This is a genomic window from Hugonella massiliensis, from assembly GCA_001486445.1.
In the GTDB taxonomy this organism is placed as follows: Bacteria; Actinomycetota; Coriobacteriia; order Coriobacteriales; family Eggerthellaceae; genus Hugonella; species Hugonella massiliensis.
Genome location: LN908983.1, coordinates 18,323 through 40,158, shown reverse-complemented (window position 1 = coordinate 40,158; position 21,836 = coordinate 18,323). Strand labels below are relative to the sequence as shown.

At 63.2% G+C, this 21,836-nt stretch carries 18 protein-coding genes; 15 read left to right on the top strand and 3 right to left on the bottom strand.

The annotated features are described in order from the left end of the window. Positions 1–88 precede the first annotated feature (88 nt). From atpF to ychF, 10 genes are all read left to right on the top strand, one after another. Positions 89–634 (top strand): F0F1 ATP synthase subunit B, encoded by a 546-nt coding sequence (gene atpF / locus BN3270_RS00705; protein WP_082673246.1) that lies wholly within the window; start codon positions 89–91, stop codon positions 632–634. Further along, a complete protein-coding gene (locus BN3270_RS00700) occupies positions 624–1,199 on the top strand; it encodes a F0F1 ATP synthase subunit delta (protein WP_058985205.1) in 576 nt (191 codons plus the stop codon). The genes atpF and BN3270_RS00700 overlap by 11 nt, the downstream gene beginning before the upstream one ends. Then, positions 1,193–2,773: a F0F1 ATP synthase subunit alpha gene (atpA, locus tag BN3270_RS00695; protein WP_271711855.1), complete on the top strand. Its 1,581-nt coding sequence runs from the start codon at positions 1,193–1,195 to the stop codon at positions 2,771–2,773. Before BN3270_RS00700 ends, atpA begins: the two co-directional genes overlap by 7 nt. A 12-nt stretch (positions 2,774–2,785) precedes the next feature. Then, positions 2,786–3,709, top strand: a complete 924-nt coding sequence (gene atpG, locus BN3270_RS00690) for an ATP synthase F1 subunit gamma (protein WP_058985203.1) — start codon at positions 2,786–2,788, stop codon at positions 3,707–3,709. After that, positions 3,710–5,146 carry a F0F1 ATP synthase subunit beta gene (atpD, locus tag BN3270_RS00685; protein ID WP_058985202.1) on the top strand — a complete coding sequence of 479 codons (1,437 nt, stop codon included), beginning with the start codon at positions 3,710–3,712 and terminating at the stop codon, positions 5,144–5,146. Continuing rightward, positions 5,147–5,554 carry an ATP synthase F1 subunit epsilon gene (gene atpC, locus BN3270_RS09155; protein WP_082673232.1) on the top strand — a complete coding sequence of 136 codons (408 nt, stop codon included), beginning with the start codon at positions 5,147–5,149 and terminating at the stop codon, positions 5,552–5,554. It abuts the gene before it with no gap. 372 nt (positions 5,555–5,926) lie between these two features. After that, positions 5,927–9,424, top strand: coding sequence for a DNA polymerase III subunit alpha (gene dnaE / locus BN3270_RS00675; RefSeq protein WP_058985201.1), 3,498 nt, complete (start codon positions 5,927–5,929; stop codon positions 9,422–9,424). Further along, positions 9,424–10,215, top strand: a complete 792-nt coding sequence (gene truA / locus BN3270_RS00670; protein ID WP_058985200.1) for a tRNA pseudouridine(38-40) synthase TruA — start codon at positions 9,424–9,426, stop codon at positions 10,213–10,215. The genes dnaE and truA overlap by 1 nt, the downstream gene beginning before the upstream one ends. Before the next feature lie 770 nt (positions 10,216–10,985). Further along, the gene (locus BN3270_RS00660; RefSeq protein WP_058985198.1) at positions 10,986–12,362 is read left to right on the top strand and encodes a sodium-dependent transporter; all 1,377 of its coding nucleotides are present in this window, start codon (positions 10,986–10,988) and stop codon (positions 12,360–12,362) included. A gap of 360 nt (positions 12,363–12,722) precedes the next feature. Then, the gene (gene ychF / locus BN3270_RS00655) at positions 12,723–13,787 is read left to right on the top strand and encodes a redox-regulated ATPase YchF (RefSeq protein ID WP_058985197.1); all 1,065 of its coding nucleotides are present in this window, start codon (positions 12,723–12,725) and stop codon (positions 13,785–13,787) included. A 500-nt stretch (positions 13,788–14,287) separates the two neighbouring features. On the opposite strand, the gene BN3270_RS00650 is transcribed toward ychF, so the two are convergent. Together BN3270_RS00650 and BN3270_RS00645 are read right to left on the bottom strand one after the other, a co-directional pair. Next, positions 14,288–15,148 carry a hypothetical protein gene (locus BN3270_RS00650; RefSeq protein ID WP_058985196.1) on the bottom strand — a complete coding sequence of 287 codons (861 nt, stop codon included), beginning with the start codon at positions 15,146–15,148 and terminating at the stop codon, positions 14,288–14,290. A 26-nt stretch (positions 15,149–15,174) separates the two neighbouring features. Further along, entirely contained in the window at positions 15,175–15,699 is a 525-nt protein-coding gene (locus BN3270_RS00645) for a DNA-deoxyinosine glycosylase (RefSeq protein WP_058985195.1), read from the bottom strand. A gap of 66 nt (positions 15,700–15,765) precedes the next feature. Between BN3270_RS00645 and BN3270_RS00640 the strand changes: the two genes are divergently transcribed. After that, positions 15,766–16,239, top strand: coding sequence for a VanZ family protein (locus tag BN3270_RS00640; protein WP_058985194.1), 474 nt, complete (start codon positions 15,766–15,768; stop codon positions 16,237–16,239). Then, a complete protein-coding gene (locus BN3270_RS00635; protein ID WP_058985193.1) occupies positions 16,236–17,225 on the top strand; it encodes an MBL fold metallo-hydrolase in 990 nt (329 codons plus the stop codon). Before BN3270_RS00640 ends, BN3270_RS00635 begins: the two co-directional genes overlap by 4 nt. On the opposite strand, the gene BN3270_RS00630 is transcribed toward BN3270_RS00635, so the two are convergent. After that, complete coding sequence (locus BN3270_RS00630) at positions 17,222–18,172, bottom strand: diacylglycerol/lipid kinase family protein (RefSeq protein WP_167551303.1); 951 nt, start codon at positions 18,170–18,172, stop codon at positions 17,222–17,224. The two genes, BN3270_RS00635 and BN3270_RS00630, sit on opposite strands and share 4 nt — an antisense overlap. Before the next feature lie 172 nt (positions 18,173–18,344). Between BN3270_RS00630 and gatC the strand changes: the two genes are divergently transcribed. Genes gatC through gatB form a run of 3 tightly spaced genes read left to right on the top strand, consistent with a single transcriptional unit; the run spans position 18,345 to position 21,703 of the window. Continuing rightward, positions 18,345–18,653 (top strand): Asp-tRNA(Asn)/Glu-tRNA(Gln) amidotransferase subunit GatC, encoded by a 309-nt coding sequence (gatC, locus tag BN3270_RS00625; protein WP_058985191.1) that lies wholly within the window; start codon positions 18,345–18,347, stop codon positions 18,651–18,653. Next, positions 18,653–20,140, top strand: coding sequence for an Asp-tRNA(Asn)/Glu-tRNA(Gln) amidotransferase subunit GatA (gatA, locus tag BN3270_RS00620; protein ID WP_058985190.1), 1,488 nt, complete (start codon positions 18,653–18,655; stop codon positions 20,138–20,140). Before gatC ends, gatA begins: the two co-directional genes overlap by 1 nt. After that, positions 20,141–21,703 (top strand): Asp-tRNA(Asn)/Glu-tRNA(Gln) amidotransferase subunit GatB, encoded by a 1,563-nt coding sequence (gatB, locus tag BN3270_RS00615; RefSeq protein ID WP_058985189.1) that lies wholly within the window; start codon positions 20,141–20,143, stop codon positions 21,701–21,703. It abuts the gene before it with no gap. Positions 21,704–21,836: the final 133 nt, after the last annotated feature.

The following is a 21,836-nucleotide window of genomic DNA, read 5'->3' as shown; positions in this document are numbered from 1 at the left end:
ACGTACTGAAGAAGAAAGAAAAGGAGGCAAGCAGTTGAACATCAAGAACAGCAAGCGTACCTGCACCAGCGGCATCGCAGCTGCGGTCATGGCATCTGTTCTCTGCCCGGTCCCGGCCTTCGCGGCAAGTGGCATCGAAGCCATCATGCCCGTGATGGACGAGTTCATCCCGATGCTCATCGCCTTCATTCTTCTGTGGATCATCCTCGCGAAGTTCGGTTGGCCGCTGTTCGACAAAATGCTCGTCAAGCGCGAAACCACGATTAAGGACTCTCTCGAGAAATCCGAGGAAGCGCGTCAGGAAAGCGAACGCGTGCTTGCTGAATACAAGCGCGAACTCGCCGACGCGAAGACCACGGCTGCTCAGATCGTCGCCGACGCGAAAACCGCCGGCGAAGCCGCCAAGGCCGACATCACGGCCCAGGCGCAGAAGGAAGCCGCCGACATGATCGCCAAGGCCCAGCAGGCCATCGAAGCCGAAAAGAAGGCTGCCATCGAAGAGCTCCAGGGCTCCATCGCTGACACGTCCATCGCCGTGGCTTCGAAGCTCATCGGCTCCGATCTCTCCGACGACGAGCACCGTAAGCTCATCGAGCGCTACGTGAACGAGGCAGGTAGTTTCAATGCCAACTAATCGTCACGTTGAACAGGCGCAAGCACTCGTGTACGCGACCACCCTGGTGGACGCGGCGCAAGCCGAAGGCGGTCTCGACGCCGTCATGGCTGATCGCGCCCAGCTTGATCAGATCGTTTCGTACAACCGGTCCCATGTGGAACTGCACGATTTCCTCACCGACGTCGCCTACACGGGCGCCCAGCGAAAGGAAGTCGTCGAAAAGGTCTTTTCCGATTGCCGGCCCGAGCTGGTAAGCGTGTTGGGCGTTATGGCCGAACGTGGCGATTTCGACAAACTGCCGAAGGTGAGGGGTCTCTTCAACGACCTGCTCGCAGAAAAACTGAACGTGACGGTTGTCGACGTGACGACCCGCGTATCCCTCGACGATCATCTTCGCGAGGTTATCAAGAACAAGGCCGCAGCCGATTTGGGCACCGACATCCTTCTCAACGAGACTATCGACGAGAACATGTTGGGCGGCATCATCATGAACGCAAACGGCAAGCGTATCGACGCCAGCATGGACACCATGCTCGCCAACGCTCGCAGTGTGCTGAAAGACACTGATGGAGGTGAATGCTAGTGACTGAAATCACCGCACAGTCTATCGACGACGCACTGCGCAAGCAGCTCGATGCGCTCGACACGAGCGTCGAATCCCGCGAAGTCGGCACGGTCATCCAGGTCGGCGACGGTATCGCCCGTATCGACGGCCTGAAGGACGCGATGGCTGGCGAGCTTCTCGAATTCACGAGTTCCAACGGCCAGACCGTCTACGGCATGGCCCAGAACCTCGAAGAAGACGAGGTAGGCGCCGTACTGCTTGGTGACGTCACCGCAATCAAGGAAAACGACCAGGTCAAGACCACCGGTCGTCTCGTTGAGATTCCCGTCGGCCCCGAAATGTGCGGCCGCGTCGTGAATGCTCTGGGTATGCCGATCGACGGCAAGGGCCCCATCCACACCGTGGCCACCCGTCCGGTGGAATTCAAGGCTCCTGGCGTTATTTCCCGCCAGCCCGTGCACGAGCCCATGCAGACGGGCATCCTGGCCGTCGACTCGATGATTCCTATCGGTCGTGGCCAGCGCGAACTGATCATCGGCGACCGCCAGACCGGTAAGACGGCCATCGGCATCGACGCGATCATCAACCAGAAGAACGAGGACATGATCTGCATCTACGTGGCAATCGGCCAGAAGGCCTCCACGGTTGCGGGTATCTACGAAACGCTGCTCAAGCACGGCGCCATGGATTACACGATTATCGTGTCCGCCACCGCCGCCGACGCCGCGCCGCTTCAGTTCCTCGCTCCTATGACGGGTGCCGCTATCGGCGAGTACTTCGTCTACAACGGCAAAGACGGCAAGCCTGCCAACGCGCAGAACCCCGGCCAGCACGTTCTGGCTATCTACGACGACCTGTCCAAGCAGGCCGTGGCCTACCGTCAGATGTCGCTGACCCTGCGTCGCCCGCCGGGACGCGAAGCCTACCCCGGCGACATCTTCTACCTGCACAGCCGCCTGCTCGAGCGTGCCGTGAAGATGTCCGACGAATACGGTGCCGGCTCCCTTACCGCCCTGCCGATTATCGAAACGCAGGCCGGCGACGTGGGCGCCTACATCCCCACCAACGTCATCTCCATTACCGACGGTCAGATCTTCCTGCAGACCGACCTCTTCTTCCAGGGCCAGCGCCCGGCTATCAACGTGGGCATTTCGGTGTCCCGCGTCGGCGGCTCCGCGCAGACCAAGGCCATGAAGCAGGTTGCCGGTACTCTGCGCCTCGACTTGGCCGCCTACCGCGAACTGCAGGCCTTCACCCAGTTCGGCAGCGATCTGGACAAGTCCACGATGCAGCAGCTGAATCGCGGCGCCCGCATGACCGAACTGCTCAAGCAGGGCCGTTACACCCCGATGCCCTTCGAAGAGCAGGCTCTGGCCATCTACACGGGCAACGAGGGCTACCTCGACGACGTTGACGTGGCGGACGTGGTGCGCTTCCGCACCGAACTGCTCGACTTCGTGCGCGCTTCCCACAAGAAGGTGTTCGAGGATCTGCGCTCGGCTGGCAAGTGGACCGACGAGATCAAGGCAGAGGCGAACGAGGCCATCGAGGCCTTCAAGAAGCAGTTCGCTCCTACCGTGTCGGCAGAGTAAGGCGGTTAGCCAATGCCAACCCTACACGACATAAAACGGCGCATTAATTCCGTTACCTCGACGAAGCAGATCACCCGCACCATGGAAATGGTGTCGGCTGCCAAGATCGGTGCCGCTACGGCCCGCGTGCAGGCTGCTTCGCCCTATGCGGATTCGATGGCCGAAATGCTGGGCAATGTTGCCGACAGTGCAGGTGGCACGGAGAACCCTCTTCTGCGCGAGCATAACGAAGTAAAGAACGTGTTGGTCATCGCCGTGGTCTCCGACCGCGGCCTGGCCGGCGCCTTCAACTCCGAAGTGCTTCGCAACGCCGAGAAGCTCATCCGCAGCAACGAGGCGCAGGGCATCTCGTCGACGGTCGTGGCTTGCGGCAAGAAGGCGATCAGCTACTTCTCCTTCCGCGGGATTACGCTCGATATGGTCTTTAAAGACCTTTCGGCCGATCCCACGTTCGAGGAGGCCCAGGCGATCGCCCTTAAAGCCATCAAAGGCTACGAAGAAGGAACGTTCGACCAGGTCATTCTGTTCTACAACCACGCGAAGAACGCCGCCGAGCAGGTGCTCCGCCAGGAAACCGTGCTCCCCATCGACGCGTCTAAGCTCGCCAAAGAGGTCGACCCCGCTGTTGCCGGCTCTTCGATCACCGAAGAGAAGGACCCCGAGGGCGACATCCCCGGCAGCATCATCTTCGAGCCCAGTGCCGAAGACGTGCTCGATCGGCTGCTTCCCGCCTACGTGAACACGATGATCTACCATGCACTGATCGACAGCGCAGCCGGTGAGCAGGGCGCTCGCCGCAACGCTATGAAATCTGCAACAGATAATGCAAGCGACATGATTGATACGCTTAATCGCTATTACAACCGTGTTCGTCAAGGTGCCGTTACGACCGAGATCAACGAGATCGTCGGCGGCGCCGCAGCTTTGGAGGACTAAATGGCTGAATACCAAATCAATGAGAAAGGAGCTGTGGGACACATCGTCCGTATCGTCGGCCCTGTTGTTGATGTTGAATTCCCCAAGGAATCCATGCCCAGCATCTACAACGCCCTGACGGTCGACGGCTCGACTCCCGCTGGCAACATTCATGTTGTCATGGAAGTCCAGATGCACCTCCCCGGCGACCTTGTGCGCGCCGTTGCCATGTCTTCCACCGACGGTATGGTCCGCGGTATGGAAGTTCAGGACACCGGCAACCCGATCATGATGCCCGTGGGCGAAGAGACCCTCGGCCGCATCTGGAACGTCATCGGCGAGCCCGTTGACGAAAAGCCGATGCCCGAGGTGAAGGCCTACATGCCCATTCACCATCCGGCACCTGCCTACGATACCCTGACCACGACGACCGAGATCTTCGAGACCGGCATCAAGGCCATCGACCTGATCGAGCCCTTTATCCGCGGCGGCAAGACGGGTCTGTTCGGCGGCGCCGGCGTCGGCAAGACGGTTATCATCCAGGAGCTCATCAACAACCTGGCCCAGGAACATGGCGGTACGTCCGTGTTCACCGGCGTAGGCGAGCGCACCCGTGAGGGTACGGACCTCTACCTGGAAATGACCGATGCCGGCGTTATCAACAAGACCTGCCTTGTGTACGGTCAGATGAACGAACCGCCGGGAGCGCGTCTGCGCGTCGGTCTGGCCGGTCTGACGGAGGCCGAATACTTCCGCGACCAGGGTCAGGACGTGCTGCTCTTCATCGACAACATCTTCCGCTTCACCCAGGCCGGTTCTGAAGTGTCCGCTCTGCTTGGCCGTATGCCGTCTGCCGTGGGCTACCAGCCTACGCTCGCCACCGAAATGGGCGACCTGCAGGAGCGCATTACCTCGACCAACGTCGGTTCGATCACCTCGGTGCAGGCCGTCTACGTGCCCGCCGACGACCTTACCGACCCGGCGCCTGCGACGACCTTTACCCACTTGGATGCCCGTACGGTTCTGAACCGTTCGATCGCCGAGCTGGGTATCTACCCGGCCGTCGACCCGCTGGAATCCACGAGCCGCGCGCTTGAGCCCGCCATCGTGGGCGAAGAACACTACCGTGTGGCCACCGGCATCCAGGAGCTCCTGCAGAACTACCATGACCTGCAGGACATCATCGCCATTCTGGGTATGGACGAGCTTTCCGAAGAGCAGAAGCTCACGGTTGCCCGTGCCCGTAAGGCGCAGCAGTTCCTGGGCCAGAACTTCCACGTGGCCAAGCAGTTCACCGGCCAGGACGGCTCCTACGTCAAGATGGAGGACACCGTTCGCTCCTTTGCCCAGATCCTCGACGGCAAGTGCGACGATATCCCCGAGCAGTGCTTCCGCATGACCGGCGACATCGACGATGTGCTGGCCGCCTACGAGAAGCTGCAGAAGGAAGAAGACTAAATGGCTACGTTGACCTGCGACATTGTCACTCCGGCGAAGAAGCTCTTTACCTCGGAATGCCATATGGTCGTCGTCCCCGGCGTCGAAGGCGAGATGGGCTTTCTGGTGAACCACGCCCAGCTCATGTCGACGTTGGCGGACGGCACGGTCCGTGTGCTTTCCGACGCCAGCACCGTTGCCCATCGCTTTGCGCTGCAGGGCGGCTACGTGCAGGTGACAGGGGACAAGGTCATCATCTTGGCCGACCGGGCTCTTCCCGTCGAGGACATCGACCTTGACGACGTCCGTGCGAAGATTTCGGCTGCCGAAGAAGAGATTTCCAAGGCAGACGACGCCGCCGACAAGAACCTCGCCGAGGTCAATCTTGCCTGGTACCGCATTCTGGAGCATGCCGCTTCCACCAACTAGTGCGGTGATTCCACGCATGTTGAAAGGGCGCCCTTCGGGGCGCCCTTTTCTGTTGCTAAGAGCTTCGCCCCTGCGACCTATTCTGTCGGGTGCGTCCGAGGGGTCCCGGCCGCGGTCGCGTTGTGCCCGATTGCAACCGCCCAAGGCTTTGGCGGCCACCCTCCCGGGAAATAACGCACAATACTGAACGATTACTCCCATTTCCCTTAGAAGTTTGCCAGAATTATGCGTTATTCGTCGAGGGAGTAAGGGCGCCCCAGAATCGCCTGCTCTCGTCGCGAGCCAAACTCCATGGTTGCCCCACCACGAACAAGTGTGCGGCTGGTATAGTGGGGGCCTGAAAGATTAGAGGACGTATCTAAGGCGAATCCCATGGCGTTTGTTCACTTGCACAATCATACGGAGTACTCCCTGCTCGACGGCGCGACGCATGTGAAAGACATGGTCAAGCGTGCGGCCGATTTAGGAATGCCCGCCGTTGCCATCACCGACCATGGCGTCATGAGCGGCGTGCCCGAACTGGAAGACGCTTGCACGGCCCTCGAAAAGGAAACGGGCCAGAAGGTCAAGCCGATTTTCGGCTGCGAGATCTACTTCACCACCGACGACGAGCTCAAGCGCGAGGGCAAGCCCCGCCTCTACCACATGGTTTTGCTGGCCAAAACCAATGAAGGCTATCACAACCTCATCAAACTGGTGAGCGAATCCCATGTCGACAACTTCTACTACAAGCCCCGCACCACTTTCGCGATGCTGCAGAAGTACGGCAAGGGCCTTATCGGCACCACCGCCTGCATCGCCGGCATCGTCCCGCGCCTTCTCGACAACATGCAGTACGACGACGCCGTCGCTTGGACCAAAAAGCTCGCCAGCTGCTTCGAGCCAGGCGATTTCTACATCGAGCTGCAGAACCAGGGCGTAGTGACCGATGCAGGCCACACCCAGCAAGAGCTCAACGTTCAGCTCGCGCAGATCGCGCGCGAATGCGGTTTGAAGACCATCGCGACCAACGACTTCCACTACCTCACGCACGAAGACGCCAAGGCCCAGGACATCATGCTCTGCATCGGCACGGGCAGTCAGGTCGACGACGTCAATCGCATGCGCTTTTCTACCGACCAGTTCTACATGAAGACCGAAGAGGAAATGCGCGAGGCTTTGAAGGACTTCCCCGAAGCCTGCGACAACACCCTCGAGATCGCCGAAAAGTGCAACGTGGTCCTCGAGCGCGACTCCATTCTGCCCAAGTTCCCCGTGCCCGACGGCGAAACCGAGGTCAGCTGGTTCCGCAAGGAATGCGAAAGGGGGCTCGTCAAGCGCTATGGCGAAGGCAAATGCCAGAACATGGAAGAGCTCGGCGAGCTGCGCCCCGACGTGATCGAGCGCTACGAGCACGAAGCCCACATCATCATCAAGCAGGGTTTCCCGGCCTACTTCCTGATCGTGCAGGAATACATCATGTGGGCCAAGAACAACGGCATCGGCGTAGGGCCGGGCCGTGGCTCGGCGGCCGGCTCCATCGTCACCTATGCCATGGGCATTACCGACCTCGACCCTCTTCCGTACGGCCTCCTCTTCGAACGCTTCCTTTCGGAAGAGCGCGTGGAAATGCCCGATATCGACGTCGACTTCGACGACCAGCATCGCCAGGACGTGATCGAGCACGTTCGCGAATTCTACGGCGAAGACCACATCTCCGGCGTAATCACCTTCGGCAAGCTCCAGGCCAAAAACGCCGTGCGCGACGCGGCGCGCGTTCTGGGCTACCCCTATAACGTGGGCGACAAGATCTGCAAGCTGATCGGCGGCGAGCTGGGCATCACGATCCAGCAGGCGCTCGACACCAACCCCGACCTGAAGACCGCCTACGAAACCGAACCTGACACCAAAGCCGTGATCGACGCCGCCCGTTCGATCGAAGGCCAGGTGCGCGGCGAAGGCGTGCATGCCTGCGCCACGATCATCTGCCGCGACCCCCTGTCCGACCACGTGCCCGTGAAGCGCGACACCAAGGGCGGCGGCATCATCACCCAGTACGACGGCCACTACACGCCTGAACTGGGCCTGTTGAAGATGGACTTCCTGGGTCTGCGCACCTTGGGCGTGATCAGCCGTGCCTGCGACAACGTGCGCGAGCGCTTCGGCGTCGACATCAACCCCTCCGACATTCCGCTCGACGACCCCGAATCCTACAAGCTCATGTGCGGCGGCAACATGGACGGCCTCTTCCAGGTGGAAGGCAACCTCTACGTCACCCTGTTCGCCCGCATGAAGCCGCGCCAGTTCTCCGACGTCGTCGCGTCGATTGCCCTGAACCGCCCGGGTCCTTTGGAATCGGGCATGGTCGACGACTACGTGAACCGCGCGAGTGGCAAGACGCCGGTGGTCTACTACGACGACCGCCTGCGCCCCATTCTGGAAGAAACCTACGGCACAATCGTCTACCAAGAGCAGTTGATGCAGATCTCGATGCGCATGTCGGGCTTTTCGGCCGGCAAGGCAGACAAGCTGCGCAAGGCCATGGGCAAGAAGAAGCTCGAGGTCATGAAGGCGCTCGAGGAAGACTGGAACAACGGTGCCGTCGAAAACGGCTACTCGCTCGAGGTGTCGAAGAAGATTTGGTCCGACGCCGAAAAGTTCGCCCAGTACGCCTTCAACAAGTCGCATTCGGCCTGCTACGCCGTGCTCGTTATGCGCACGGCCTACTTGAAGGCCCACTATCCGACCGAGTTCATGGCGGCGGTGCTTTCCAGCTACCTGACCAACAACGACAAGCTCATCCACTACATCGCCAGCTGCCAGGCCATCAACCTGCCCGTGCTGCCGCCCGACATCAACTCGTCCAAGCTCGAGTTCACCCCGACCGACGAAGGCATCCGCTTCGGCCTTGCCGGCGTGCGCGGCGTGGGCGCGGCCGTGGTCGAGCAGATCATCGCCGAACGCGAGAAAAACGGCCCCTTCACGAGCCTGCACGACTTCGTCTACCGCCTCGATTCGAAGTGCTACAACCGCAAGACGCTCGAGGCCCTTATCAAGGCCGGCGCCTTCGATTCGACGGGCTACACGCGCAAGCAGTGCATGTACTTCATCGACGAGACGCCGCTTCTGGAAAGCGCCGCCAAGCGCCAAAAGGACCGCGATCGCGGCCAGATCAGCATGTTCGACATGTTTTCCGACGAGGAGGATTCGGGTTTTTCCGAAGAGGTGCCCGAACCCGACGGCATCGAATGGGACAAGCGCACCCTGCTCGCCTACGAGAAGGAGATTCTGAAGATCTACGTGTCCGACCATCCGTTGCGGCCCTACGGCGACCTGCTCCGCAAGCTGTCGAAGTTCCGCCTAGGCGACCTGGCCGAACGCGAGCGCGATATCAAGAACGCCACCTTCGTGGGCATGGTGTCCAGCGTGGTCACCAAGCTCACGAAAAAGGGCAAGCGTATGGCCACCTTCACGCTGGAAGACACCACGGGCCACGTGGATTGCGTCTGCTTCAAGTTCGAGGAGTGCGGCGACGCCATTCAGGAAGACGCGATCGTCAAGGTCAAGGGCAAGTACGAAGCGGGCGACCGCAACCAGCTCATGGCCTTCGAAGTCGAACGCATCGAGCTGCCCGACGCCCCCGGCGAGGTCAAGCCGCGCACGGTGGAGCTATCGGTGCAGCAGCGCGACCTGTCGCAGAGCAATCTTGAATTCCTCACGCAGATCTTGAAGAAGTACCCCGGTCAGGACGGGGCCGTGCTCTATGTACGCCAGCAGGATGGGCGCAAGTTCCGTGCCGATCTGCCCCTCACGATCGACTCGCACAACCGCAACTTCTATCAGGAGCTTCACCAGCTCTTCGGCCGCAAGATCTGGAGCGCTGCATCCTAATGCCCATCGTCGCCCTGCTTGTTTCCTACAACGGCGCGCCCTTTCACGGGTTCGCTCGCCAGCCCGGCGCCATCGCCACCGTGCAGGACACGCTTGAAGAGGCGCTTGCCACCGTGTACCGCCGGCCGGTCGACACGGTGTGCGCGGGCCGCACCGACACGGGCGTGCATGCCCTGGGCCAGGTAGTGTCCTTCGAGCTTACGGAAGACGAATGTGCGGCGCGACCCCTGCACACCTTGGTGCGGTCGCTCAACGCGCTCACCCACGAGGCCGTGGGCGTGCGCGACGCCGTGGTGGCGCCCGACGGCTTTTCGGCCCGGTTCGACGCCGTGAGCCGCACCTACCGCTATTTCGTGAGCGATGCGCCGGTGGCGCCGTTGATAATGCGCGACTTCTGTTGGCACGTGCGGTCGGGTGCGCTCGACGTGGCGGCCATGAACGAGGCTGCAACCTACCTGATCGGCGAGCACGATTTCAAAAGCTTCTGCGTGGCGGCGTCGGCGGTCGACAAACCGACCCACCGCTATGTGGGCGCGCTTTCGGTCGACCGCGTCGAGGTGGGCGGGGAAGAGCTCGTGGCTATCGACATCACGGGCAACGCGTTTCTGCACTCCATGGTACGCACCATTGCCGGCACCCTTGTGGCCGTGGGGCGCGGCCTGCGCGAGCCTGCGTGGGTGGACGAGGTGCTTCGTGCGTGCGACCGCGAGGCGGCGGGGGAGAAGGCCCCGGCCGCCGGGCTCGTCTTTTGGAAGGTGACCTACGATCATCTGGAATGGAAGGCGCGATGAGCGCGGAAGCCGAGCGTGACCGGGGCGCGCGCAGAACCTGCGCGCGCGTACGCACCGAGGGGCTTGCTGCTGGGTCGGCCGAAGCGGGTGCCTCCGCTACCGCCGCCGCACCAACGAGTAGCGAGAGGAAGGCCGTTTCGGCCGAACCGGTTTCTGCTGCCACCTTTCGGTCGATTTACACCTCGCGCGACGGCCGCCTTGCCGTATTCGAAGACGCGCGCGGCCATCTGACGTCGGTCCGTACGGCCCGTTTCGCCTCGGCCGGCGTTGTGCCTTCCGCCTCAAAGCGGGTGTATGGTGCCTGAAGCTTTTTGCTGCAACCGATGCCGTCGCGGTCCTTGCCCGAAACGAAACACGTGGCTCTCTGGCACGGCGATCGAGTTTTCGAGGCAATCGGCTTCCGAATGACGTCAAGAAAGACATAGTTTTCCACGAAACGCAAAAAAATGTGCAACAACTAGTAGGTCGACGTGACCGAAAGAGGCCGAAGGGCGCCGATTTCTTCGAAAACTTGATTGGCAGACCATGCGGGTGCTCTCAGCGTTTGTTACGTGGATGCATACGTGAGGGCAGATGGCAGTGTGGGAGGTGCGCGCAAGCTAGGGTAGGCGGCGGTGTGAGAGCGGCACGTAATCGTGCCGTTTCACAGGCTCATTGACCCGCTTTTCCTTCTCGGGCTAAATGATTGCGGCGAGATATCGTATACTGAACGGGTTTTTTACAAGGTCTGCGAATAAAACATATGCGCAGCCTCATTGGAAGGAAAACCTATGGCAGAAATCGCAGAGCGCGCTTCCTGGTCGGGCAAGTGGATGTTCATCCTGTCCGCCGCGGCGAGCGCAGTGGGCTTGGGGAACATGTGGCGCTTCCCCTACTTGGCGGCCAAATACGGCGGCGGCATGTTCATCCTCACCTACATCCTCCTCGTGTTCACGTTCGGCATCAGCATGCTCCTGCTCGAAACGTCCCTGGGGCGCAAAACGGGCCAGTCGGTCATCGGCGCCTTCAGGTCCTTCGGCAAGAAGTACACCTTCATCGGCGTCCTCGCCGCGATCGTGCCCTTCATCATCACGCCCTACTACTGCATCATCGGCGGTTGGGTCGCCAAGTACATGGCGTCCTACCTCACCGATACGCCGGCCGACGTGGCCAACGGGAGCACCTTCTTCACCGGCTTCATCACGAGCCCCGAAGCGAGCTCCCTGTTCATGCTCGTCTTCATGGCGGTGGCCTTCCTGGTCGTGTCGCTCGGCGTGAAAGGCGGTATCGAAAAGGCCAATCTCGTTATGATGCCCCTGCTGCTCGTGGCTGCCGTAGCCATCGCCGTCTACGTGGCCAGCTTCCCGGGCGCTCTCGACGGCATCGCCTACTATCTCACGCCCGACTTCAGCAAGTTCAGCCCCGAACTGGTGATCGCCGCGCTGGGGCAGATGTTCTACAGCCTGTCGCTCGCCATGGCCATCATGGTGACCTACGGCTCCTACCTGTCGAAGAAAGAGAAGCTCACCACGAGTGTCATGTGGATCGGCGGCGCCGACCTCACCGTGTCGATCCTCGCCGGCTTCATGATCGTGCCGGCGGCCTTCATCGCCATGGGGTCGGCTGAAGCCGTGGCGGCCAAATCGGGCCCCTCGCTCATGTTCATCACCCTTCCCGGCGTGTTCGAGCAGATGGGCGCGATGGCCCCGATCATCGGTTTCGCCTTCTTCCTGCTTGTGTTCTTCGCGGCCCTCACGAGCGCTATTTCGCTCATCGAGGCCTGCGTGTCGATCGTGGTCGACTCGGCGGCCTGGTCGCGCCGCAAGGCTCTTGTGGGCGTGCTCATCTACACGGTGGCCATGGGCCTGTTCATCAACGCCGGCTACAACGGTCTTTCGTTCATTCAGCCGCTCGGCGAGGGCTCGACCCTGCTCGACTTCGCCGACTTCATTTCGAACTCGGTCATCATGCCGATCGTCGAGCTTCTTACGGTCCTCTTCGTGGGTTGGATCATCAAGCCCAAGGTGCTTGTGGAGGAAATCAAGCGGTCGGCCGACTTCCGTGCCGAAAAGGCTTGGACGATCATGGTCAAGTACGTGGCGCCCATCCTGCTGATTGTCATCCTCGTTGCCTACGTGGGCGCGCAGTTCGGCATCTTCAGCTTCTAGCGGCGCGCGCATCGTGCGGTGAAGGGGCGCCTCGGGGATTCCCGGGGCGCCCTTTTGCGTGGGGCCCTGCCTTGATGCGTTTTGGTTCCGATCGAAGGGTGATTACGGAAGCGAAGGCGATTCCGCTTCCGTAAGGGCAATGGGTACGGACGTAAACTACCGTTCGCTTCCGTACGGAGGTGTGAAAAGCCGTGCGGTACACGTGAGAGCTCTGTCGTCCTTCACGGTGTTCCGATGACGCCTTGGGTCAATTTCGCCCTCGTTTCGGCAGCTTTGCTATGATGAGAAGGCTCGAGCGTCCCGCGTCGCCTTTGCGCGGCGCGGGGTTCGGGCGCAAGTTCGAAATTCAGGAGATAACCTATGTCGCTTTCCATCGGTATCGTCGGCTTGCCCAACGTCGGCAAATCGACCCTGTTCACTGCGCTGACGAAAAAGGGCGGCCTGGCGGCCAACTACCCCTTCGCCACGATCGAGCCCAACGTGGGCGTCGTGCCCGTGCCCGATGCGCGCCTGAACCGCTTGGCGGAAATCGACCATCCGGCCCGCATCGTGCCTGCAACCGTGGAATTCGTCGACATCGCCGGCCTGGTGGAGGGCGCGAGCCAGGGCGAGGGCCTGGGCAACCAGTTCTTGGCCAACATCCGCGAGACCGACGCGATCTGCGAGGTCGTGCGCTTCTTCAGCGACCCCGACGTCGTGCACGTGGCCGGCAAGGTGAACCCCGCAAGCGACGTCGAAACCATCAAGACCGAGCTCATCCTGGCCGACATGGCCACGCTCGAAAAGGCCCTGCCGCGCCTCGAGAAGGAATCCAAGCGCGATAAGAGCCGCACGCTCACCTTCGAAACGGCGCAGAAAGTCCTCGACGGCCTTAACGAAGGCCACCGCGCCCTCACCCTTGGCCTTTCGGAAGATGAAGCCGAAGCGATTCGCGAGCTTTGCCTGCTTACGATGAAGCCCATGCTCTACATCGCCAACGTCGACGAAGACCAGGTCGACGCCGACCTGCCCGAAATCGACGGCACGACGCCGGTGCCTATCTGCGCCAAGATCGAAGCCGACCTGGCCGAGCTCGACCCCGACGAGGCTAAGGAATACCTGGAGGCCCTGGGGCTGGAAGAGAGCGGCTTGGCCCGCCTCATCCGCGAAGCCTACAAGCTGCTGGGGCTGCAGAGCTTCTTCACGAGCGGCGAAAAGGAATCGCGCGCCTGGACGGTGCCGATCGGTGCCAAGGCTCCGCAGGCCGCCGGCGTCATCCATTCCGACTTCGAGCGCGGCTTCATCAAGGCCGAAACCTGCAGCTTCAAGGACTACGACGAGTTGGGCGGCGAAAAGGGCTGCCGCGACGCCGGCAAGCTGCGCATGGAAGGCAAGGACTACGTCGTGCAAGACGGCGACATCTTCAACTTCAAGTTCAACGTATAGGATAGGCCCCGCTTCGCGGTGCCCTCTCCCTAGTTGTGACGCCCGCTGTGCCCCCTTCAGGCCCCGCCTGAAGGGGGCACAAACAAAATGCTGCCCCTCGGGCGCGCGGGAGGCGGCGCTTTTCGGGCGAAGCCCGAAACAGCCGCCGCACGCGCGCCCGAGGGGCAACGACCAACTTCCCCCCCCGCACTGACTCGATGTCGGTATCGCCTCGGGTCGTCGCGGAACCAACCCATTCGCAAAGCCCCGTCCGGCGCAGGCGCGGGCAAGCGCTGTGAGCGCCGGCTGCGAGCGCGCGTGTAAGAAAGCGCGTAAGCCAGAACCGTTGGTCGGGTGGCCGGGGCATGAGGTGACGGGAGCCCAACCCATCACGCGCTTTCTCTAGCGCGCTCGCAGCCGGGGAGTCGCATCCCCCTGGGGCGCAGGGCGCCCCAGGGGGATGCGACCGCGACCCGCGCGACCCGCGCCTGCGCCGGACGGGGCGGCGGGGACGGGAGACCTTACGCGTAGGCTTCCTCGATGGTGATCGGCATCGGGTGACCCAACCAGAGTTCGTAGGACCGCGACGCCTGCCAGAAGAGCATCGACTTGCCGTTGAAGGCCGTGCAGCCCGCCAGGCGGGCCAAGCGCAAGAGCTCGGTCTCTTCGGGCGCGTAAATCGCGTCTTGCACGACCATGCCGGGGTGGAAGTAGGTTACGTCGGGCACCGGCGACAGGCCGATCTGGGCGGCCATGCCGATAGGGGTCGTGTTGGCAAGGAAGTCGGTGGTGGCCAGCTCGTGCCGCAGCAGGTCGCGGTCATTCAAATCGCACAGGCGGATAGTCGCCCCCGTGGCCTCGCGGATCTTCTCGATTTCCACTTCCGCGGTTGCCCACGACCGGCCGTTGGCCCGGTTGAACACCACGAGTTCGCCCACGCCGTCCACAGCCGCCTGGGCAGCGACCGCCGTGCCGGCGCCGCCCATGCCGAGCAGGGCGAATTTCCGCCCGGCCACAGGGATGCCGGCCGACTCGAAGGTCTTCATGAAGCCGTAGCCGTCGGTGGTGTAGCCGATGAGCTTCCCATGGTCGTTCACCACGGTGTTGCAGGCGCCCACGAGCGCGGCGACGGGGTCGACCGCGTCCACGTTGTCGAAGACGGTGCGCTTGTCGGGCATGGTCACATTGGTGCCCACGATGCCCATCGTGCGCATTGCGTCCAGATAGGCGGGCACCTGGTCGGGGAGGATGTCGAAGGCAAGGTAGCGGTAGTCGAGTTCGTCCTTCTCCAGGGCGCGGTTGTGAATCTGCGGCGAGAGACTGTGCTCGATCGGGTCTCCGATGACGGTGATGAGCTTGGTGCGTCCGGAAATGGGTTTCATGCGGCTCCTTTGGCGATGCGGGTAGGTTAGTCCAGGTAGGGGGCAAGGGCGTGTGCCCACTCTGCCACAAGGCGGTCGGTGTGCCAGGCCGCGTTGGCGGGACTGGTGGAAGGCAGGCCGGTAATCGGCATGCCCGTGGCGGGTTCCACCCAGGTGCGGTAGAGCCTTTCGGCCGCCCGCCCGTTGGCGAAAACGGCTTCGATGGGCGCAGCGGAAAGGACGCGCCCGATGCTGTTGGCGCGCACGTTGCGGATGCTCGCGTCAGACGACCCCTTGATGTCGCAGCTGGCCACCACGTCCCACAGGGCGATGCCGCCCGCATGCAGGAGGGCCGTCTTTGCCGCGATCGACGCGTCGATGGGCTCGTTGGGCGGCACGTGCGCGCCCAGCACCGCCGCCACGACCGTCCAGAAGCGGTTGCGGGGGTTGCCGTAGTAGAAGCGGTTCTCGCGCGAGAGCACCGAGGGGAAGGACCCCAGGACGAGCACGCGCGCATTGCCGTCGAAGACCGGGTCGAACCCCTGAGGGATATGCCTATACTCGCTTCCCATTCGCGCCCTTTTCGTGAAGCCGATATTCAGGCGCTAGTATAGAGCGAAAGTCTAAGGAGGGAAGCCGTGCCCGCACGTTCTACAACCTACACCATCGCAAGCTGGGTGCTCGTTGCCTGTCAGGCGGGCTTCATCTTCTTTATGTCGGCTCATACAGGCAGCGATCTGGGCGAAGGCGTGTTCGAAGGGGTCCGCGAGGTCCTTGCCGGCATCCTCAACGCCCTGTTCGGCTATCACGAGGACCCGGTGTCGCCCTTTTGCCATTTCAATGAGTACCTGCTCTTCGGCATCTTGCTCGCCAATGCCCTGCGCAGCCATACGAGCTGGCCGGCCGCCTGTCTTCTCGCCCTGGCCATCGCGAGCGGCTATGGGGCCACCGACGAATTCCACCAGTCTTTCGTACCCGGCCGCACGGTTGACGTGCTCGACTGGGCTACCGATACCTGCGGGGCGGCGTTGGGCGCGACGCTTGTGGCGGCGGTGCAGGCCGCGCGCGGCACGCTTCGTCCCGCCAAGCCGAAAGGGGGTTCCCACGCATGATCGCCCATCAGATCCATGTCGATCCCGACGTCTTCCTCATCGAGGTTCCCTTCAAAAATTTCGCTACCAACGAAACCAACTGCTATGTGGTGTGCAGCCAGGGGGAGGCTCTCGTCATCGACGTGGGCGCCCCGACCGACGCCGGCTTTGAGATTCTCAAGGCGGGGTTGGAAGAGCTCGCGCTCGACCCGGAGCGCACGTCCTTCTTCGTCACTCACACCCATCTCGACCACATCGGCCTGCTCGACCGGATCGCCGCCCCGTCCCAGAAGGTCTACCTCACCGCGCGGGAGGACCATGTGATGCGCCTTTCGCAGGTGGACGCCTGGCTCGACATGATCGGCGACCGCATGGTCATGGAAGGTTGCCCCGCCGCGTACGGCACGATCGCACGCGCCTCCCATGAAGGCGACGTCTTCGACGAGGCCCGTCACGATATCGCCCTCGTCTATCCGGGCGACGCCCTCCAGGTGGGGGCGCTTTCCCTGCGCGTCGTCGACACGGCGGGGCACACCCCCGGGCACGCCTCCCTCTACGAACCCGAAAGCGGCCTGCTCTTCGGCGGCGACCACATCCTCTTCAAGCTGTCGCCCGGCATCGAGTATTTGCCCGGCTACGATGATGCACTCGCCCAGTACTTCTCGAGCTTGCAGCGCGTGCGGTCGATCCACCCCACGGCCCTGCTCCATTCGCACGGCCCCCTGCGTAAGGGCGTGCGCGATCGCATCGACCATCTGGCCGCCCACCATCGCAACCGCCTGCACGAAGCCCTGCGCAACATCACCGCGCGGCCCGGCATGACCGGCGAGGAAGCGGTACGCTCGCTCACCTGGAACGTGCCCCACGACACCTGGGAGGACATCGACATCCGCCAGCGCCGCTACATTTCGAGCGAGGGCATCGTCTACCTGTCCTACCTGCGCGCCTCTCACGCGGTGGCCCGCGAGGTGAAAGACGGCGTCGCCCGCTACTATCCCAACCGCTAACGGCTCGCGCGCTGCTCGCGCCCGCAGAGGACGTCGAGCTCGCGGGGGTGCATCGTCAGCGTGAAGCGCCTGCCCTCGAGTCGCTCGCCGTCGACCTGGCAGGGCGGTGCTTGGTCGAAGGTGATTTCCACCCGGCGTGCCCTCAGGCTGGTGATGTGACGGTTGCCCAAGTGACGGCCGTGCTTTGCGCGCAGGAAGACGAAGAGGGCCTGGGCAGGGCTTACCGGGCCTTCCGCCAGGCAGATATCGAAGATCCCATCGGCGGCGTCGGCGGTGGGGCAGATGTCGAACCCGCCGCCGTAGGTGCGGCCGATCTGCACGGCTCCCAAGATGAGCGGGAAGTCGAAGGGCGCGCCTTCGTCGAGGGCGATGGTGGCGTGGCGCGTGACGAGATGGTGGGCGAGTTGGTCGAAGCCCTCTTCCAGATAGAGGCGGGTGCCCGTGATGCCCGTGCGCGCGCGACGGTCCTGCGTGCCCAGGGCGATGGCGGCGTCGAGTCCGAAGCTCGCGGTCTGCAACACGAAGGTCCCGTTGCATTCGCCCACGTCGAGCGGGCGGACGATCGCGCCGTCGAGGGCGCGCCAGGCGGCTTCCACGTCGTTAGCGGGCATGCCGATCGTGCGCGCGTAGTCGTTGCCGTTGCCGAAGGGCAGAAGGCCGAAGGCGGGCCTCTCGTCGCGAGGGCGGGCCATGAGCCCCTGGGCGATTTCGTGGGCGATGCCGTCGCCGCCCAGGCCCACCACGACGTCGGCTGCAGTGGTGCGGGCGATGCGGCAGGCGTCGCCGGGGCGGGCGGTGTCGACCACCGTGATGCGGGCGGGCGCGTTGCCTAACCGGCCGGCGGGCACGGCGTGGGCGCGCAGCCAGCGTGCGGCTTCGGCGGCTTCGCCGTTGCGGGCGGTCGGGTTGGCGATGATCTCGACGGTGCGGAAGGGAGAATCGTTCATGTTGGGTACCTCGCTTCCATTTTCGCAGATGTGGGGGCGTTTGGCGCGCGGGATGCGGGCGGGGCGCATCGTCCGCCCGACACAATGGTTTGCTATCATAGCGTGCGACCAAGCAGCCGGTTTCTCGGCACGAGCGTTTCCCCTCGCGCCCGCGAACAGCAAAGGATGTGCAATGACAGAGCATGTGACCGAAAAGGACGTGCGCGCTATAGCGGAATACTGCCGCATCGGGCTCGCTGATAGCGAGATTCCGCAGATGGCAGCCGATTTGAACGCCATCATCGACGAGCTCGCCCCCATCACCGAATACGACCTCGACGGCGTGGAGCCCACCTTCCACCCGATCGGCGATTTGTCCAACGTGATGCGCGAGGACGTCGAAGGGACGAGCTTCACGCAGGAAGAGGCCCTCTCCAACGCTCCCAAGCAGCAGGACGGCAGTTTCCTCATCCCCTCGATTCTGGGCGGAGGCGAAGCCTAATGGAATTCGGCACCATGGACATCACCGCCATCCGATCGGGGCTGGCAGCCAAGGAGTTTTCCGCCCGCGAAGTGGCCGAGCAGTCGCTCGCCCGCATCGACGCGGTCGACGGCACCGTGAACGCCTTCTTGGAAGTTACGCCCGAAGCGGCCCTTGCCAAAGCCGACGAGGTTGACGCCGCGATCGCCGCGGGCGCCTTCGATACGCTCGGGCCCTTGGCCGGCGTGCCGGTGGCCTTCAAAGACAACATGAACCTCGTGGGCACCCACACCACCTGCGCCTCCCGCATGCTGGAAAACTACGTGTCCCCCTATACGGCCACCTGCGTCCAGCGGGCAATCGACGCGGGCGCCCTGCCCTTGGGCAAGCTCAACATGGACGAGTTCGCCTTCGGTTCCACCACCGAGTCGAGCGCTTTCGGCACCACCAAGAACCCCTGGGACACCTCCCGCGTGCCGGGCGGCTCGTCGGGCGGGTCGGCGGCGGCGGTCGCCGCGGGCATGGCCACGGTCACGCTGGGCTCCGACACGGGCGGGTCGATCCGCCAGCCGGGCAGCTTCTGCGGCGTGGTCGCCGTCAAGCCCACCTACGGCGTGGTGTCCCGCTACGGCGTGGTGGCCTTCGGCAGCTCGCTCGATCAGGTGGGCCCCTTCGCCCGCAGCGTGCGCGACGCGGCCTTGACGCTGAACGCCATTTCCGGCCGCGACGAGCGCGACTGCACGAGCCAGGACGTCACGATCGACTTCACGCGGGGGCTCGATGCCGGCGTCGCGGGCATGAAGATCGGCATCGTGCCCGAATTCATGGACGCCGCCGGCCTCACCTCTGAAGTGAAGCATGCGATCGAGGACGCCGCCGACAAGCTGCGCGCCATGGGCGCCGAAATCGTGGAAGTCGACCTGCCCCACGTGCGGGCAGCCATCAGCGCCTACTACGTAATCGCCCCCTGCGAGGCCTTCAGCAACCTGTCCCGCTTCGACAGCGTGCGCTACGGCTACTGCGACCCGGGCCACAAGAGCCTGGCCGGCCAGTACGAGGCTAGCCGCGCCAAGGGCTTCGGCCCCGAAGCACGCCGCCGCATCATGCTGGGCAGCTACCTGCTCTCCGCCGGCGTCTACGATACGTATTACTACCCGGCCCAGCAGGTGCGCACCCTTATCACCCAGGACTACGAGCGGGCCTACGAAACGGTCGACTGCATCCTGGCGCCCGTGGCCCCGCAGACCGCGTTCGCCTTCGGCCAGATTTCCGACCCGGCCACCATGTACGCGACCGACCTGTACACCATTTCCATCAACATCGCCGGCAACGGCGGCATGAGCGTGCCGGTGGGCCTGGGCGAGGACTCCCATATGCCCGTGGGCGCCCAGCTCATCGCGCCGGCGTTCCACGACATGAACATGCTGCGCGTGGCCGCAGCGCTCGAGACGGCATACGGCACCGCGCGCGTCGCGCCCGATTTCGCCGACGTGAAGGCAGGTGCCTAGATGAAGAAGATCGAAGAGGTCCTTAAGGACTGGGAGCCGGTTATCGGCCTGGAAGTGCACTGCGAGCTCACCAAGCTCGAAACCAAGATGTTCTGCGGCTGCAAGCTCGAGTTCGGCGCGGCGCCCAACACCCATACCTGCCCGGTGTGCCTGGGCCTGCCGGGCGCCCTGCCCGTGCCCAACAAGGCGGCCATCGAGTCGATCGTGCTCGCCGGCTTGGCCACCAACTGCGACATCGAAAAGCACACGATGTTCTACCGCAAGGGCTACATGTACCCCGACATGGCCAAGAACTTCCAGACCACGCAGGGCCCCAAGGCCTTCTGCATGCGCGGCCATCTCGACCTCGACGTCGACGAGAAGAACATCAACGAGCGCTACGGCGTGGCCGAACTGGCGCCCGGCGAGACCTTCGAAAACGTCACGCGCACCGAAGACGGCTACACGGCCCAAGTGGGCATCACCCGCATCCATATGGAAGAGGACGCTGGCAAGATGATTCACGTGGGCGGTGCCGAAGGCCGCATCGAGGGCGCCACGCATTCGCTGGTCGACTACAACCGCGCCGGTACGCCGCTTATCGAGCTCGTGACCGAACCCGACCTGCGCAGCCCCGAAGAGGCGCGCCTCTTCATGGAAAAGCTGCGCCAGATCTTCCTGGCCCTGAACATTTCCGACTGCTCGATGGAGGAAGGCTCGATCCGCGCCGACGGCAACATCAGCCTGCGCCGCCGCGGCACCACCCAGCTGGGCACCAAGACCGAGCTGAAGAACATCAACTCCTTCAAGAGCCTGCACGACGGCTTGCTCTACGAGATCTGCCGTCAGGCCGAAGTGCTCGAAGAGGGCGGCGTGATCTACCAGGAAACGCGCCACTGGGATGCGTCGAAGAAGCGCACGATCGTCATGCGCACCAAGGAAACGGCCGACGACTACCGCATGTTCCCCGACCCCGACCTGGCTCCCTACGACCTGTCCGACGACTTCATCGAGCGCGTGCGCGCCAAGCTCCCCGAGTTGCCCGACCAGAAGGTCAAGCGCTTCCAGGAGACCTGGGGCCTTTCGGCCTACGATGCCCGTCACCTGGTGGCACACCGCGTGACGGCCAACTTCTTCGAGGCCTGCATGGCCACGGCCGACGCCAAGCTGGCCAAGCCCCTTGCCAACCTGATCATCAACGACCTTGCCGCCATGGCAAACGACGGCTTCGATCTGGCCGCAAGCCCGCTTACGCCGGCCCGCGCGGTCGAGCTCGTCGGCCTGCTCGCAAGCGACGCCATTTCCTCCAAGCAGGGCAAGCAGGTGCTCGCGGCCGTGCTCGACGAGGACAAGGACCCCGCCGCCATCGTCGAGGAAAAGGGGATGAAGCAGGTGTCCGACACGGGCGCGCTCGAAGCCGTGATCGACCAGGTGCTTGCCGACAACCCCGACAAGGTCGCCGCCTACAAGGGCGGCAAGACCGGCCTGCTCGGCTTTTTCGTGGGCCAGTGCATGAAGGCCACCCGCGGCCAGGGCAACCCCAAGGTCATCAACCAGATGCTCGCCCAGAAGCTCAACGGCTAAGGTTGACGGCCTGTTCGATTGTGTGCAAGAAGGCGCCTGCGGCTCGAACGAGTTGCAGGCGCCTTTTCGTGCATGGGGAGGGTGGGGTGCCGTGCGGGCGCCCGATTTTCCAAAGCCCGTAGGGCCGCCGGCA

Excerpts from the sequence above, each read along its gene's own strand:
- atpF (WP_082673246.1), top strand. The coding sequence starts at position 89 with ATGGCATCTGTTCTCTGCCCGGTCCCGGCCTTCGCGGCAAGTGGCATC.
- BN3270_RS00700 (WP_058985205.1), top strand. The coding sequence starts at position 624 with ATGCCAACTAATCGTCACGTTGAACAGGCGCAAGCACTCGTGTACGCG.
- atpA (WP_271711855.1), top strand. The coding sequence starts at position 1,193 with ATGCTAGTGACTGAAATCACCGCACAGTCTATCGACGACGCACTGCGC.
- atpG (WP_058985203.1), top strand. The coding sequence starts at position 2,786 with ATGCCAACCCTACACGACATAAAACGGCGCATTAATTCCGTTACCTCG.
- atpD (WP_058985202.1), top strand. The coding sequence starts at position 3,710 with ATGGCTGAATACCAAATCAATGAGAAAGGAGCTGTGGGACACATCGTC.
- atpC (WP_082673232.1), top strand. The coding sequence starts at position 5,147 with ATGGCTACGTTGACCTGCGACATTGTCACTCCGGCGAAGAAGCTCTTT.
- dnaE (WP_058985201.1), top strand. The coding sequence starts at position 5,927 with ATGGCGTTTGTTCACTTGCACAATCATACGGAGTACTCCCTGCTCGAC.
- truA (WP_058985200.1), top strand. The coding sequence starts at position 9,424 with ATGCCCATCGTCGCCCTGCTTGTTTCCTACAACGGCGCGCCCTTTCAC.
- BN3270_RS00660 (WP_058985198.1), top strand. The coding sequence starts at position 10,986 with ATGGCAGAAATCGCAGAGCGCGCTTCCTGGTCGGGCAAGTGGATGTTC.
- ychF (WP_058985197.1), top strand. The coding sequence starts at position 12,723 with ATGTCGCTTTCCATCGGTATCGTCGGCTTGCCCAACGTCGGCAAATCG.
- BN3270_RS00650 (WP_058985196.1), bottom strand. The coding sequence starts at position 15,148 with ATGAAACCCATTTCCGGACGCACCAAGCTCATCACCGTCATCGGAGAC.
- BN3270_RS00645 (WP_058985195.1), bottom strand. The coding sequence starts at position 15,699 with ATGGGAAGCGAGTATAGGCATATCCCTCAGGGGTTCGACCCGGTCTTC.
- BN3270_RS00635 (WP_058985193.1), top strand. The coding sequence starts at position 16,236 with ATGATCGCCCATCAGATCCATGTCGATCCCGACGTCTTCCTCATCGAG.
- BN3270_RS00630 (WP_167551303.1), bottom strand. The coding sequence starts at position 18,172 with ATGAACGATTCTCCCTTCCGCACCGTCGAGATCATCGCCAACCCGACC.
- gatC (WP_058985191.1), top strand. The coding sequence starts at position 18,345 with ATGACAGAGCATGTGACCGAAAAGGACGTGCGCGCTATAGCGGAATAC.
- gatA (WP_058985190.1), top strand. The coding sequence starts at position 18,653 with ATGGAATTCGGCACCATGGACATCACCGCCATCCGATCGGGGCTGGCA.
- gatB (WP_058985189.1), top strand. The coding sequence starts at position 20,141 with ATGAAGAAGATCGAAGAGGTCCTTAAGGACTGGGAGCCGGTTATCGGC.